Annotated in this window: 12 protein-coding genes; 7 read left to right on the plus strand and 5 right to left on the minus strand. The window is 66.6% G+C overall.

Translation table 11 applies throughout. The features are described 5' to 3' along the window. Positions 1–3: 3 nt before the first annotated feature. From WKW82_RS27175 to WKW82_RS27190, 4 genes are all read right to left on the minus strand, one after another. Positions 4–1,620 (minus strand): indolepyruvate oxidoreductase subunit beta family protein, encoded by a 1,617-nt coding sequence (locus tag WKW82_RS27175; RefSeq protein WP_340345654.1) that lies wholly within the window; start codon positions 1,618–1,620, stop codon positions 4–6. Continuing rightward, the gene (locus WKW82_RS27180; RefSeq protein ID WP_340345656.1) at positions 1,617–3,800 is read right to left on the minus strand and encodes a thiamine pyrophosphate-dependent enzyme; all 2,184 of its coding nucleotides are present in this window, start codon (positions 3,798–3,800) and stop codon (positions 1,617–1,619) included. Before WKW82_RS27180 ends, WKW82_RS27175 begins: the two co-directional genes overlap by 4 nt. A 14-nt stretch (positions 3,801–3,814) precedes the next feature. Next, entirely contained in the window at positions 3,815–4,495 is a 681-nt protein-coding gene (locus tag WKW82_RS27185) for a c-type cytochrome (RefSeq protein ID WP_340345711.1), read from the minus strand. Positions 4,496–4,689: 194 nt separating this feature from the next. Then, entirely contained in the window at positions 4,690–5,883 is a 1,194-nt protein-coding gene (locus WKW82_RS27190) for a PQQ-dependent sugar dehydrogenase (protein WP_340345657.1), read from the minus strand. Positions 5,884–5,987: 104 nt separating this feature from the next. Between WKW82_RS27190 and WKW82_RS27195 the strand changes: the two genes are divergently transcribed. The 6 genes from WKW82_RS27195 (at position 5,988) to dctA (ending at position 12,871) form a co-directional block, all read left to right on the plus strand. Next, on the plus strand, positions 5,988–6,968 hold the full coding sequence (locus tag WKW82_RS27195) for a LysR family transcriptional regulator (RefSeq protein ID WP_340345659.1): 981 nt from the start codon (positions 5,988–5,990) through the stop codon (positions 6,966–6,968). 63 nt (positions 6,969–7,031) lie between these two features. Continuing rightward, a complete protein-coding gene (locus tag WKW82_RS27200) occupies positions 7,032–7,892 on the plus strand; it encodes an HTD2 family dehydratase (protein ID WP_340345660.1) in 861 nt (286 codons plus the stop codon). A 140-nt stretch (positions 7,893–8,032) separates the two neighbouring features. After that, complete coding sequence (locus WKW82_RS27205) at positions 8,033–9,223, plus strand: CaiB/BaiF CoA transferase family protein (RefSeq protein WP_340345662.1); 1,191 nt, start codon at positions 8,033–8,035, stop codon at positions 9,221–9,223. An 8-nt stretch (positions 9,224–9,231) separates the two neighbouring features. Beyond that, positions 9,232–10,062: an HpcH/HpaI aldolase/citrate lyase family protein gene (locus WKW82_RS27210; RefSeq protein WP_340345663.1), complete on the plus strand. Its 831-nt coding sequence runs from the start codon at positions 9,232–9,234 to the stop codon at positions 10,060–10,062. Positions 10,063–10,104: 42 nt separating this feature from the next. Continuing rightward, the gene (locus WKW82_RS27215) at positions 10,105–11,451 is read left to right on the plus strand and encodes a class-II fumarase/aspartase family protein (RefSeq protein WP_340345665.1); all 1,347 of its coding nucleotides are present in this window, start codon (positions 10,105–10,107) and stop codon (positions 11,449–11,451) included. Between the two features lie 88 nt (positions 11,452–11,539). Next, on the plus strand, positions 11,540–12,871 hold the full coding sequence (gene dctA / locus WKW82_RS27220) for a C4-dicarboxylate transporter DctA (protein ID WP_340345667.1): 1,332 nt from the start codon (positions 11,540–11,542) through the stop codon (positions 12,869–12,871). Between the two features lie 54 nt (positions 12,872–12,925). Here dctA and WKW82_RS27225 read toward each other — a convergent pair whose 3' ends face one another. Then, positions 12,926–13,870 carry a LysR family transcriptional regulator gene (locus WKW82_RS27225; RefSeq protein WP_340345668.1) on the minus strand — a complete coding sequence of 315 codons (945 nt, stop codon included), beginning with the start codon at positions 13,868–13,870 and terminating at the stop codon, positions 12,926–12,928. A gap of 148 nt (positions 13,871–14,018) precedes the next feature. On the opposite strand from WKW82_RS27225, the gene WKW82_RS27230 reads away from it, so the two are divergent. Beyond that, entirely contained in the window at positions 14,019–14,990 is a 972-nt protein-coding gene (locus WKW82_RS27230) for a Bug family tripartite tricarboxylate transporter substrate binding protein (RefSeq protein ID WP_340345670.1), read from the plus strand. Position 14,991: the final 1 nt, after the last annotated feature.

Here is a 14,991-nt window from a genome sequence, read left to right on the forward strand (position 1 = left end):
GCCTCATCGGACCTGCGGCGCGCGCTTCATCCACCGGATCGGCTGCGCCACGACGGGGCGCGGCGGCGCGCCGTGGCGCACCAATGCGGCATCCAGCGCGATGCCGGCGTCGTCGGCCAGGGCCGCGGTGCGCGCGGCGGCGATGGCGTCGGCGCGCTTGGTGGGCGTGCATTTCGGCAGCGGTTCGCTGGCCAGGTGGTTGATCACGTGCAGCAGGTTGGCCTTGCCGCGCTCGTTGGTGCTGCCGTAGCCCTTGATGAGCCGGCCGCACAGCGCAATCTCATGGCCGAGCCGCCAGTTGTTGCGCGTGCCCGCGACCACGGCCGCCAGCCACCGGTCGATCAGCGCCTGCTCGTCGGCAAAGCGGCTGCCGCGCTGGCGCAGTCCGCGCAGCGAGGCCAGCCAGCGCAGCGAGGCCATGCCCAGCACGGAGTGCGCGCCGATCTTCAGGGGCACGGCCCATGGCGCCTTGCCCCTGGCCTGCCGCGCACGGTCCCATGCGATGACGCGGTCGGCCAGCGCAGCCGGCAACAGTGCCGCCACCTCGGGCGCGCCGGGCTTGAAATGGTCGTAGACCTTGACGATGTCGTCCGGGCCGGCCTTCACCTCCGCGTGCACGCGCCGTATGCGGCTCGCGCGGCTCTTGAGTTCGGCCACGCGCACGATGTCATCGAAGGCCATCCACAGTGCCAGCCAGCGCGCGATCTCGCGCGTGATGGCAAAGGCGTTGGTGCCGGCCGGGTCGGCGGCTTGCTCGGTGGCCAGCACCCGTTGCAGGCGCTCGATGTAGAGCGCAGCGTAGTCAGCGCCCTGATAGTCGAGCACCCGCGCATGGCCGAGTGCCAGCATCGCATGCACCGGCTGCGGAAAGGCCAGTGCCAGGTCGTCCGGCAAAGGTGTCGGCGCCAGTGCGTCGGGCTCCGGTGTGGCCAGCAGGCGGGTCACCAGTGCGGCCTGCGCACGCGGTGTGCTGACCGCATCGAATGCGCGGGCAAAGCCACGCAGGCTCGCGGCAGTCGCCTTGTCGACTTGCGCGCGCGGGTCGGACGCGTGGCCCCGCACCACGGCCTCATACGCCTCGCGTGGAAAGGGCAGCAAGCCGCTGCCTGCGATGGCGCCGAGCATCACCGCACTCACCACCGTGCCGCATTCGCGCGCCATCGCACTCATGTCGAACACATGGTGCTCGCGGCTGAAGGACTTCACCGTGTCGAGCAGGCGCTGCGCATCTGCACGCCCATCGCCGGGCTGCATGCGCTCGGCGGTGGTCAGCGTGCGGGCGGAGGAGGTGATGACCAGCGTGCGCTGCGGTACCGCCATGCCGTTGCCGACCTGCCGTGCGGTCTCCAGCATTTCCGACGAGACGATGCCGTCCAGCGTGCCCGGCACCGGGCTGAGGCTGAAAACGGGTCGCCGGCCGCCGAGTTGCGCGAGCGGCACCGGGAACACCTCGAGGTAGTAGGTGGTCGCGCCGGTGCGCTGCGCCACGCCGGGGATCGAGGTGCTCTGCGCCGCGTACCCCGCATGGCGCGCGATGTCGACCAGCCATTCGGTCAGCACGCCGCCGCCTTCGCCGCCGAGGGCGCAGATCAGCAGGGTGATGGGTGATGTGCGGTTCATGCTGGCGAGACCGGTTGCCCACCTCGCTGCGCCGGCTGGAGCCAGCGAAGGAAGCGCGCACGCCATTCATGCAGCAAGCGCTCGTACCACTTCGGGTTCTGCACCACTTCGGCGCGATAGAAGCTCGGGCACAGCGTGGCCGCATGCGCGTTCTCGCCGCACAGGCCGCAGCCCACGCAGCCATCGATGACCGTGGCCACCGGGTCGACCTTGAGCGGGTCGGGGTTGTCCTTCAACGTCAGCGTCGGGCAGCCGGAGAGGCGGATGCAGGCATGGTCGCCGTTACACACGTCTTCATCGACACCGTACTTCACGCGCACCACGCGTTCACCGCGCTGCAGCAGGCTGGCGAGCCAGGGCTTGATGCGGCGCTGACGCTCGAGCTGGCATTCGCCTTCGGCCACGATCACCTTGAGGCCGTTGTAGTCGCTGGTGAAAGCCTCGTTGAGCGTCGCGCGCATCCTGTCGACGCGGTAGGTGTGGACGGTGCGCATCCATTGCACGCCCAGGCCCTTGAGGGTGGTCTCGATGGTCTGGTTCTCCGCGACCATGCTTTGCAGCTTGTCGATGGCGCGTGCCTTCGATTCATCGTCCGGCGTCGAGATGATGTCCTGCGTGCCGGTGGCCGAGGTGTAGCCATTCTTGAAGATCAGCAGCACCGCATCGTCACCGTTGAACAGCGCGCTCTGCACCCCGGTGAGCAGCCCGTTGTGCCAGAAGCCGCCGTCGCCCATGATCGACAGCGCGCGCCGGTTCATCATCGGCGACACGCCCGCGCGGCTGGCCAGGCTCATGCCGTAGCCGAGGATCGAATGGCCCATCGAGAAGGGCTCGAAGGTGCCGAAGGCATGGCAGCCGATGTCCGCCGCGATGTGGACCGGGCCGTTGTCCAACTGCGCCAGCTTGAGCGCGGAGAACACGGGCCGTTCCGGGCAGCCGATGCAGAAGCTTGGCGGGCGGTTCGGCAGCGGCGCATCGAGCTGCGCGGCGACAGCGGCGCGGCGCGACTTGTTGCCGTCGAGCCAGCCTTGCGCTGAATCGATCGAATGGCCCGGAAGCCACTTTCGCGCGAAGGCGGTCAAGCCGGTCGCCAGCACTTCCACGCCGTATTCGCCCGCCGCCTGCAGCATGTCCTTGCCATGCAGGGGGGTCTGGATGTCGCGCCGGCGCAGCAGCGTTGCCAGTTCCTGCTCGATGTACTCCGGCTGGCCTTCTTCCACCACCAGCACCGCGCGTTTGCCCACGCAGAAGTCCGCGAGTTGCTCCGGTACCAGCGGGTAGGTCACGTTGAGCACCATCAACGGGATCGCGCTCTCGCCGAAGGCATCGGCCAGGCCGAGTTGTTGCAGGCCGCGGATGAGCGCGTTGTAGAGCCCGCCCTGCACCACGATGCCCAGGTCCGCTTGCTCGCCCGGCATCGTCTCGTTCAGCCCGTGCTCGATGATGTAGCGCCGCGCAGCCGGCAGCCGCTCCTCGCCCTTCAACTTCTCATGGCGGAAGGTCACGGGCGGATGCGCGAGCCGCATGTAGTCGAAGCCGGCCGGCTCGCTCATCAGCGCGCGCGTGGAGATCTTCGGCGCGATGTTGTCCCTGCATTCGAAGCTGCCGCGCACATGGCAGGTTCGGATGCGCAGTTCCATCATGCAGGGCATGTTCGATTGCTCGGAGAGGCGAAAGCCGTGCTCTACCATGTCGACCATCCGGCCGAGGTCCGGCCGCGGATCGAGCAGGCACATGCTCGACTTGAGCGCATAGGCATGCGTGCGCTCCTGGATCACGCTGGCGCCTTCGCCGTAGTCCTCGCCGACCACGATCAGCACGCCGCCCGTCACGCCCGGCGACGACAGGTTCGACAGCGCATCGGCTGCGACGTTGGTGCCGACGATCGATTTCCATGTGACCGCGCCGCGCAACGGGTAGTGGATCGATGCGCCCAGCATCGCCGCCGCGGAGGCCTCGTTGGAACAGGCTTCCACATGCACGCCCAACTCATCCATGTACGGCTTGGCCTGCACCATCACATCGAGCAGGTGGGACACCGGCGCGCCCTGGTAGCCGCCGACGTACGACACGCCGGACTGCAGCAGGCCCTTGGTGATGGCCAGGATGCCTTCGCCATGGAAGATGTCGCCGGCGCCCAGGCGCAGCGCCTCGATTTCCTTGCTGAAGGAAACTTCCATGGCAACCCCCTCCGTTACTTGCCGGGCGTGCCGGCGGGAAACCGCGCGATGTAGTAGGCGAGGGTGTCGAGGTCCTCGACGGAAATTTGCGACACGGCCGCGCTCATTGCCATCGTATACCCGGGGCGCTTGCCGCTCTTGAATTCGCGCAATGTGGTCTGGAGGTAGTCCTCGCGCTGCAGGGCGATGCGCGGCACCTGCTGCCCGCCGCTCAGGTCGGCGCCGTGGCAGAACAGGCACTTGTGCTCCTGCGCCAAGGCCTGGCCCTTGGTCATGCGTGCGGCGTCGTTGGGCGTGGCCGGCGCGGCGGGCGGCACCGGAGGCAGCGTCGCGATGAAGTCCGCGAAGCCCTGCATCTCGGCGTCCTTCATGCCCTTGGCCACCGCCGTCATGGCCGCGTTGTCGCGCCGGCCTTCGCGGAACAGGAAGAGCTGCGTGATGGCATAGAACGAATGCTGCCCGGACAGCGCCGGCGTTCCCGGCATGGCGTCGTTGCGCCCGTTGGCGCCATGACAGGCCGCGCAGACCTGGGCGAATCGCTGTGCATAGGGCACCGCCGCCGCAGCGGCAGGCGCCGCCGCGGCCGGCTTGGGTTTGGTCCCCTGCGCGGTGGCCGGCAGGGCGACCAGCGCAACGAGCGCGAACGCAGTGGCCGCCCGGCCGATCACGCGGGCCGACACCCTTACCACCCGCATGTCCGGCACTTCGAGTCCTCGTAGCCGCTTACAGCGGAGCTAGCCTGCTCGGGGAGGCACCTCGCAGCGCCGAGAAGGCGTGAAGATTTCGTAGCGAGGGCGCCGAGGTCGGGCTGAGGAGCGGAACTGCACTCCCGTGCACTGAGCACCGCAGGCCCGAGATCGGTGGCCGCAGTAGAAATATTCACACCTTCTCACTTGCCGTAGCTGATGCGATAGATGGCACCCGCGTGGTCGTCGCTCACCAGCATCGAGCCATCCTGCAGCACCAGGAAGTCGACCGGCCGGCCGAGGTAGGTGTTGTTGTCGACAAAGCCCGTCATGAACGGCTCGACCTTGGCGCCACCCTTGCCATCAGGCCAGGCGACCGACACGTCGGCGTACTTGACGGTGCGGTTCCACGGACCATGACGCGCGATGAACATCGCGCCCTGGTACTTGGCCGGGAACATCTTGCCTTTGTAGAAGGTGAGGCCCAGCGAACCTGCGTGCGGGCCGAGCAGCGCCGCGGGCTTCTTGTAATCGCTGCACGACTTGCCCCAGCCGAATTCAGGATCCGGGATGTTGCCCTGGTGGCAGAACGGATAGCCGAAGTGCTGGTTCGGGCCGGTGACCACGTTCAGCTCGTCGTTCGGCAGTTCCTCGCTGAACCAGTCGCGGCCGTTGTCGGTGAACCAGAGGTTGCCGGTCTTCGGGTCGAAGTCGAAGCCCACTGTGTTGCGCACGCCGGCCGCCACGGTTTCCATGCCGCTGCCGTCCAGGTTCATGCGGTAGATCTTGGCGTACTCGCCCGGGTCGCAGATGTTGCAGGGCGCGCCGATCGCGAAGTAGAGCTTGTCGTTGTGGATGCGCAGGTACTTCCAGCTGTGGTCCTCGCCGCCGGGCAGCTTGTCATACAGCACCGTCGGGGTGCCGGGGTTGTCGAGCTTGGAGTCGATGCTGTCGTAGCGAACGATCTGCTTGTTCGTGGCCACGTAGAGCGCGCCCTTGTGGTATTCCAGGCCGGTCGCCATCGGCATCTTGTCGATGATGACCTTGGCCTCGCGGTTCGGGCCCTTCTCATTGATCGCGTAGACCTTGTTGCCGACGAACAGCGTGCTCACGAACACCGTGCCCTTGCCGTTGCTGCGCAACTCGCGCGCATCGAGCACGCCAGAGGCCCAGGTCTCGACCTTGAAGCCCGGCGGCAGCTTGAACTTGGCCGTGGGCAGCTTGTCCGCCGCAGTCGGGACGGGGAAGGCCGGCACCGGCGCCATGCGGCCGGCGGCCTCTGTCTTGGGCCGGCCCTTGGCCCAGCCGGGTTCCTCGGCGGGTGGCGTCTGAGCCAGCGCGCCAGTACACATCAGGGCGACCAGGGCCGGAGCGAATCGGATCGTCTTCAGTATCACTTTGTCTCCTCACTTCGGTGGGAAAGGGCGAAATGCCGGGGTGCAGTGTCGGAGTCTCGTGACAGTGATTCAATAAATGTGACTAACTAAGTAACATGCATTGAATGCATATCGATGCCCTTGATCTCAACCTGCTGCGCCTGTTCGACGCGGTCTATCGCGCGCGCAGCGTCAGCCGCGCCGCGGACGCGCTGGGCCTCACGCAGCCCGCTGCCAGCCACGGACTGGGCCGGCTGCGCACGCTGCTGCAGGACGCGCTGTTCACTCGCGCCCCCGGCGGCGTTGCGCCCACGCCGCGCGCCGAGCGCCTCGCCGTCGCGGTGCGTGCCGCGCTGCAGACGCTGCAGCAGGCGCTGGATGAGCCCGAGCGCTTCGACCCAGCCGCGTCGACCAAGCGCTTTCGCATCCACATGAGCGACATCGGCGAGGGGCGCTTCCTGCCGCCGCTGATGACCCGCCTGGGCGAACTGGCGCCGGCCGTGGGCATCGAGACGCTGCCGCTGCCGCAGGCCGACATCGGCGCCGCGCTCGACAGCGGGCGGCTCGATTTCGCCTTCGGCTTCCTGCCGCAGGTGAAGGACACGCAGCGCACGCTGCTGCTGAAGGATCGCTACATCGTGCTGCTGCGCGAGGGCCATCCGTTCCTGCAGCGCAAGCGCAGCGGCACCGCGCTGCTCGACGCATTGCACAAGCTCGAATACGTGGCCGTGCGGACCCATGCCGACACGCTGCGCATCCTGCACCTGCTGAAGCTCGACGCCCGCGTGCGGCTGACGACCGAGCACTTCATGGTGCTGCCCTCCATCGTGCGTGCCACCGATCTCGTGGTGATCATGCCGCGCAACATCGCGCGCGGCTTCGTGCAGGAACAGGGCGGCTACACGATCGTCGAGCCTGCCTTTCCGCTGCGCGATTTCAGTGTGTCGCTGCACTGGAGCAAGCGTTTCGAGATGGACCCCGCCAACAGGTGGCTGCGGGGCGTGCTGGCGGAGCTGTTTGCCGATGGGGCGGCGCAGGCTCCAGCCCGATCCAGTATTGCATCCCGTGCATCAATCAGTCCAAACAATGCACTTCTCTTGCGCTGACTCGCATCGCACACTTCGTCCCCAGAGCTGCCGCCTTCCGCTGCAGTCAATGAAGGAGACACCGTGGATTCGAAGCGAGATGAACTGCAAGCCTGGATCGGGCGCAGCGAGACGGTGCATGACGCCGTCAACCCCACGCCCGTCATTGCGCTCACCGCGACGCTGGACCATCCTGCCAGCCCGGTGGTCGCAGGCACGGCACTGCCGCCGCTGTGGCACTGGCTCTATTTCCTGCCGATGCACCGCCAGAGCGACATCGGCGCGGACGGCCATGCGAAACGTGGCGGCTTCCTGCCACCGGTGCCGCTGCCCCGGCGCATGTGGGCCGGCAGCCAGTTCGAGTTCCGCTCGCCGATCCGCGTCGGCGACCGCGTCGCGCGCACGTCGACGATCGACGACGTCAGCACCAAGGAAGGCCGTACCGGCAAGCTGGTGTTCGTGAAGGTGCGCCATGAGGTGCGTTGCAATGAGGCAGCGGAGCCCGCGCTGGTCGAATTCCACGACATCGTCTACCGAGAAGCCCAGGGTCCGAACGATGTGGCGCCGCCTCCGCAGGCCGCACCCGCCGAGGCGGCTTGGCGTCGCCAGATCGTGCCGGACGACGTGCTGCTGTTTCGCTATTCGGCGCTCACCTTCAACGGCCACCGCATCCACTACGACCGCCAGTACGTCACGCAGGTCGAGGGTTACCCGGGGCTGATCGTGCACGGTCCGCTGATCGCCACGCTGCTGATGGACCTGCTGCGCCGCCAGCTGCCCGATGCAGAGGTCGCAAGCTTCCGCTTCAAGGCGGTGCGCCCGACCTTCGACCTGAACGCGTTCCACGTGAGCGGGCAGCCGCAGGCCGATGGCAAGACGATCCGCCTCTGGGCCTCCGACCACGAGGGCTGGCTGACGATGGATGCCACTGCCGTCCTGCGCTGATACGACATCGCCATCAAGCGCATCACTGCGTTGGATCGCCTTGCCGTGCTACAGCACTGTCTGCGGCGCTCCGCCTTGCTCTGCGCTCGATTCCGAAGTCGTATGAATCACCCCCCACCAACATCCAGAGAGACAAGCACATGCAGCCACTCAAGGGCATCACCGTCGTCACGCTCGAGCACGCGATCGCGGCGCCGTTCGCCACGCGACAACTCGCCGACCTCGGCGCCCGCGTCATCAAGATCGAGCGACCCGGCTCGGGCGACTTTGCCCGTGGCTACGACGAGCGCGTGCATGGCCTGGCATCGCATTTCGTCTGGACCAACCGGTCCAAGGAAAGCCTCACGCTGGACGTGAAGCATCCCGAGGCAGCGCGAATCCTGGAGAAGCTGGTGATGGAGAAAGCCGACGTCGTGGTCCAGAACCTCGCGCCCGGCGCAGCGTCGCGCCTCGGGCTGGGCTACAAGAAGCTGTCCGCGGCCAAGCCGGGATTGATCGTCTGCGACATCTCCGGGTATGGCGACGATGCGGACAACCCGGGACCGTACCGCGACAAGAAGGCCTACGACCTGCTGATCCAGAGCGAAGCCGGCTTCGTCTCCGTCACCGGCACACCCGAGGAACCCTGCAAGGCCGGTCCTTCCATTGCCGACATCGCCGCGGGCATGTACGCCTACAGCAGCATCCTTGCCGCACTGCTGCAGCGCGGCCAGACCGGCAAGGGCCAGCGCATCGACATCTCGATGCTGGAGTCGCTGGCCGAATGGACCAGCTACCCGCTGTACTACGCCTATGAAGGCGCAGCGCCTCCGCCCAGGACCGGCGCGAGCCACGCCACCATCTACCCCTACGGCCCATTCCCGGCCGGCGACGGCACGACGGTGATGCTCGGGCTGCAGAACGAGCGCGAATGGGTCAGCTTCTGCGACAAGGTGCTCCAGCAGCCCGGCCTCGCGACGGACCCACGCTTCACCGCCAATTTCAAGCGCGTCGCCGAGCGCGTGGCGTTGCGCCAGATCATCGTGGACGCCTTCCAGCCGCTGACCGGGGGCCAGGTCGTCGAGCGTCTGGAACTGGCGCAGATCGCGAATGCGCAGGTCAACACGATGGCGGATGTCTGGGCCCACCCGCAGCTCAAGGCGCGTGGGCGCTGGACCGAAGTCGGTACGGCCAAGGGCCCGGTGCCGGCGATGCTGCCGCCTGGCACCTGGGACACCGGGCCGCGCATGGACCCGGTGCCCGCGTTGGGCGAGCACACCGACGCGATCCTGGCCGAACTGGGCTACGGCGCGGCCGAGATTGCCGGCTTGCGCACCTCCAACGCGGTCTGAGGCGCGCCATGAAATCCGACGCAACGACATTGCCACGCACCTACCTGTTCGTGCCCGGCACTCGGCCGGAACGCTTCGCCAAGGCGCTGGCAAGCGGCGCCGATGCCGTCATCCTGGACCTGGAAGACGCAGTGGCCGCGGACGACAAGGCAACGGCACGCAGCGCGATTGCCATCTGGTTGGCCTCCGCCTCCAACGAAGACCGCTCGCGCATCGTGGTGCGCATCAACGACGCCGAATCGACGTGGTTTGCCGACGACCTCTCGGCCATGCGTGAGGCCGGGGTGACCGCCGTGCTCCTGCCCAAGGCCGAGTCGGCCGAGCAGATCGCCGCAACGCGCGCCGCGCTACCCGGCGCCACCGTGCTCGCGCTGATCGAAAGCGCTCGCGGTGTGGCCCGCGTGGACAGCGTGGCGTCGGCCGGCGCATCGCGGCTCGTCTTCGGCACACTCGATTTCGCACTCGATCTCGACATGGACATCAGCACGGATGCATCCGGTCTGGCCTGTGCCGCAAGCCGCATCGCCATCGCCTCCCGTGTCGCGGGATTGCCGGCGCCCGTGGCAGGCGTCACGCCGCAGCTCGACGACGAAGCCCGCCTGCTGGCCGACCTTGCCGAAGCCCGCCGCCACGGCTTCGGTGCCAAGCTGTGCATCCACCCGCGCCAAGTCCTTGCCATCCACGCCGCGCTGCGCCCCGACGCAGACGCACTCGACTGGGCCCGCCGCGTGCTCATCGCCGATGCCGCATCACCCGGTGCCGCACGCCTCGATGGCCGCATGGTCGACAGGCCCGTGGTGCTGCAGGCCCAACGCACGCTGGCCCTGGCCCGCGATTGATCCCCCAATTCCCCAACTTCCAGAGCAGAAAGAGACAACAACATGGCTTCCACCATCATCGATTCGCGGATCTTCGGCGACATGTTCAGCGACGTGCGAATGCGCGACGTCTGGTCCGACGAGAACCGCACCGCCAAGTACCTGGACATCGAACGCGCACTCGCCAAGGTGCAGGGCGAACTGGGCATCATCCCGAAGGAAGCAGCCGACGAGATCGTCAGGAACTGCGAGCTGTCGCAGATCGACTGGGACAAGCTCAAGGCCAAGACCGAGCAGATCGGGTACCCGATCATCGCGGTGGTCAACCAGATCAATGCCAACTGCCGCGACAAGCTCGGCGAGTACTGCCATTGGGGCGCCACCACGCAGGACATCACCGACACCGCCGCGGTGCTGCAGATGCGCGAAGGCTTGGCGCTGGTCGAGGAAGACCTGAACGAGATCGGCGACGCACTGGCATCCCTCGCGACGAAGTACCGCGACACCCCCATCATCGGCCGCTCCAATCTGCAGCAGGCCACGCCGATCACCTTCGGCTACAAGATGGCGAGCATCCTGGCCGGCATCGATCGTCATCGTGAGCGCCTGCAGCAACTCAAGCCGCGCGTGCTGATGGGCGAGTTCGGCGGCGCCTCCGGCACGCTGTCCTCGCTGGAGAAGGCCGCGATGGAAACGCAAGCCGGCCTGATGAAGGAACTGGGCCTGGCCCAGCCGCTGATCTCCTGGCACACGGTGCGCGATACCATCGCCGAAGTCGGCGCCTTCCTCGGCTTGGTGGGCGGATCGCTCGGCAAGATCGCGATGGACGTCAAGCTCATGATGCAGACCGAAGTCGCCGAGGTGTTCGAGCCCTTCGCGCCCGGCCGCGGCTCGTCGTCGACCATGCCGCAGAAGCGCAACCCCATCTCCTGCCTCTACATCCATGCGAACGTGTCGGTGGCGCGCCAGCATGCCGCCGCGCTGATGGACGCGATGGTCGCCGACCACGAGCGCTCCACCGGCCCGTGGGAAATCGAATGGGTGTCTCTGCCCGAGATCTTCTGCCTCATGTCCGGCGCTTTGAAGCAGACCAAGTTCGTCCTCAAGGGCCTGGAAGTGGATGCCACGCGCATGCGCGCCAACATCGATATCACCAACGGGCTGGTGATGTCCGAGGCCGTGATGATGGGCCTGGGCCCGTACATCGGCCGCGAATACGCGCATGACCTGGTCTACGACCTGTGCCGCCAGTCGATCACCGAGAAGCGCCCGTTGATCGAGATCCTCGCAGCGCATCCGGAGATCAACAAGCACGTCACCCGCGCGCAACTGGACGCCATGTGCGACCCCGCCAACAACCTCGGCCAAGCCGGCGTGATGGTCGACCGCGTCTTGGCCGCACGCCGCTGAGCGTCCGCGTCCGCCTTTCATTCCACTGGGAGACCGAACCGGCACAGACCGGTACGCATTCGTGCGCGCTCAACCCAGGAGACACACCGTGAACATCCGCAAGCTCTTGAAGCTCCTCTACGTCCAGGTCCTCATCGGCCTGGTCCTCGGCATCACTGTCGGCCACTACTGGCCCGACTTCGGCGCCAGTCTCAAGCCGCTCGGCGACGGCTTCGTCAAGCTGGTCAAGATGATGATCGCGCCCGTGGTGTTCTGCACCATCGTCAGCGGCATCACCTCGCTCGGCGACTCGAAGGACATCGGCAAGACGCTGCTGAAGGCGATGGGCCTGTTCTATGCGCTGACGATCATTGCGCTGATCACCGGCCTCGTCGCCGTGTTCGCGCTGCAGCCAGGGGCCGGCATGCACATCGATCCGAAGAACCTCGACGCTTCCGTGGCGGCGAACTTCGCGAAGCAGATCCACATCCACGGCTTCACCGACTTCGCGCTGCACATCATCCCCAACGCCTTCTTCGGTGCGTTCGCGGAAGGTGAGGTCTTGCCCGTACTCCTGCTGGCGGTGCTGTGCGGTTTCGGCCTCACACGCATCGGCGCGGCAGCCAAGCCGGTGCTCGACGGCATCGAGGGGCTCTCGCACATGCTGTTCGCCGCCTTCGGCATCATCATGCGACTGGCGCCCATCGGTGCGTTCGGTGCGATGGCCTTCACCGTGGGGCGCTACGGCATCAAGTCGATCGGCTCGCTCGGCCTGTTGATCGGCACCTTCTACGTGGCGTGTTTCTTCTTCGTCTTCATCGTGCTCGGCGTGCTGTGCCGCATCCACCGCTTCAAGCTCTGGCAACTGCTGCGCTACATCCGCGAGGAACTGCTCGTGGTGCTTGGCACCTCGTCGAGCGAGCCGGTGCTGCCGCGCCTGCTGATGAAGCTGGAGCGCCTGGGTTGCAAGAAGGGCGTGGTCGGTCTGGTGCTGCCCACGGGCTACTCGTTCAACCTCGACGGCACCGCGATCTACCTCACGCTCGCATCGATGTTCATTGCCCAAGCCTGCGACATCCACCTGTCATGGGGCCAGATCGCGGCGATGCTGGGCATCATGCTGCTCACCTCGAAGGGCGCCGCAGGCGTCACCGGCAGCGGCTTCGTCGCCCTGGTCGCGACGCTCACGGTGATGCCGGAACTGCCGGTGGCCGGCGTGGCGCTGATCGTCGGCATCGACCGCTTCATGTCGGAAGCGCGCGCACTGACCAGCACGATCAGCAACGCAGTGGCCTGCATCGTGGTGTCGAAGTGGGAGAACGCCTGCGACCATGAGGTGCTGACGCGCGAGCTGTCGTCCAACTATGCGAACACGGAGCACGAGCTGGAAGAGGGCGACATGCAGCCTGCGCCGATCGGGCGCGCCAGCACGGCTCACTGAGCCCGTCCGAACGGAGGATGCGCGATCTGCCGGGGAGCTTGCTCAGAGTCTCCCTCAAGCAGCACGACCCGGCGCGGCAGCGCGGCCCTTGGCCGCCTTGCCGCGCTTTGCTTTCATCTCCAGGAAGAATCCATAGAGCTGCTGCGCCGCGGGCGACAGCGAGCGGCCCTTGCGCTTGATCAGCCCGATCTTGCGCGTGATGAGAGGCTCGGACAGCGGCACGCTCACCAGCAGTGGATGCTCTGGTCCCGGCATGGCCATCGACGGCACCGCGGCCACGCCCAGCCCCGCCTCGACCAGCCCCAGCATCGTCGTCACATGCTGCGTCTCGTAGATGGCTTGCGGCCGGCCCGGCAGGTTCGACAACGCCTGGTCCAGCAGCAGGCGATTCCCTGAAACCTTGCTGACCGAGATGTAGTCGTACGCGGCCAGCTCGGTCCAGGTCACGCGACGCTTCTTCGCCAGCGGATGGTCGCGCCTGCAGGCTGCGACGAAGCGCTCCTCCAGCAGCGGCGTGAAGTCGATGTCGGTCTCCTGGCTGCCGACAAAGTTCAGTCCGAAGTCCGCCTCCCCGCGTGACACAGCCGACAACACATCGTTGGCGCTGGCGTCGAACACCTTGACCCGGATCTTCGGGTAGCGCTCGTGATAGCGCGAGATCACCTGGGACAGGTAGTAGTAGACGGTCGACGGCACGCAGGCGATCGTCACCTCGCCCATGCGCGTGCCCGCCACGCCGCGAATGCCAAGCAGCGTCTGGTCGAGGTCATCGAGCAACTGTTGCACCTTGCGGTCGAAATCGCGGCCCACCGAAGTCAGGCTCACGCGCCGCGTCGTCCGCTCCAGCAGTCGCACGCCCAGTGCCTCTTCCAGCTTCTCGATGCGCCGGCTGAACGCGGGCTGCGACACGTGCAACGCGTCCGCTGCCTTCCTGAAGCTGCTGAGCTCGGCCACGGCGCGAAAGGCCTGCAAGTCATTGAGGTTGAAGTTGATGGCCATGCGCATCTCCGGGCGGATTTGACTGATCGACAGTGTGCATCAATCCATCCTAAACATGCAATTCACAGCATGGATCAATCCAAAGACCATTGGGTCACCGTCAAGGAACAGACCTTGGCACACAGATCCAAACCATCGGAGACATCAAATGCAATTTCGTCGAAACCTCGTCCTGGGCGCCCTCGCTTCCGCCGCCCTGCTTGCCTGCGGGAGCGCACTGGCCGCCTTCCCGGAAAAGGCGATCACCATCGTCGTGCCAACGGCCGCCGGCGGCGCCAATGACGCCATGGCCCGGGTCATCGGCCAGGCCATGTCGGTCGCCCTGAAGCAGCCGGTGATCGTCGACAACAAGGCCGGTGCCAACGGCGCCATCGCCAGCGAGTTCGTCATGCGTGCCCCGGCCGATGGCTACACGCTCATGCTCGGCTACATCGCCACGCATGCGATGAATCCGGCGCTGCAGAAGTTGCGCTATGACCCCGTCAAGGACTTCGAGCCGGTGGGCATGGTCGGTTCCTCCGCGACCCTGATGGTCGTCAGCCCCTCCGTGAAGGCCAGCAACGCCAAGGAACTGGTGGCCTACATCAAGGCGAACCCCAACCAGGTCAGCTACGCGTCGGCCGGCAATGGCACCGCACCGCATTTCGCTGCGGAGATGTTCAAGCTCTCCACCGGCACCACCATGCTTCACGTGCCCTACAAGGGTTCCGCTCCCGCGGTCACGGACACCATCGGCGGCCAGACGCAGGTGATGTTCCCCAGCCTCTTCACCGCCATGCCCTACGTCAAGGGCGGCAAGCTGAAGGCCATCGGTGTCGCGGGCAGCAAGCGCTCGCCCTTGATGCCCGATGTTCCGACGCTCAAGGAGCAGGGCGTCGACAACGTCGATGTGTCGCAGTGGTACGCCATCTTCGCGCCGGCGAAGACGCCCAAGGCGGTGATCGAGCAGCTGAACAAGGCGCTCAACGATGCCCTCGCCGACAAGACCGTGATCAAGAAGCTGGAGGACCACGGCGCCGAAGTCGAGACCATGTCGACCGAGCAGATGCGCACCTTCGTCCAGCAGGAGCAGGTCAAGTGGAAGAAGGTCGTCCAGGCCGCGAAACTGACGGCAGACTGAG

The organism is Variovorax rhizosphaerae (assembly GCF_037889975.1).
In the GTDB taxonomy this organism is placed as follows: domain Bacteria; phylum Pseudomonadota; class Gammaproteobacteria; order Burkholderiales; family Burkholderiaceae_C; genus Variovorax; species Variovorax rhizosphaerae.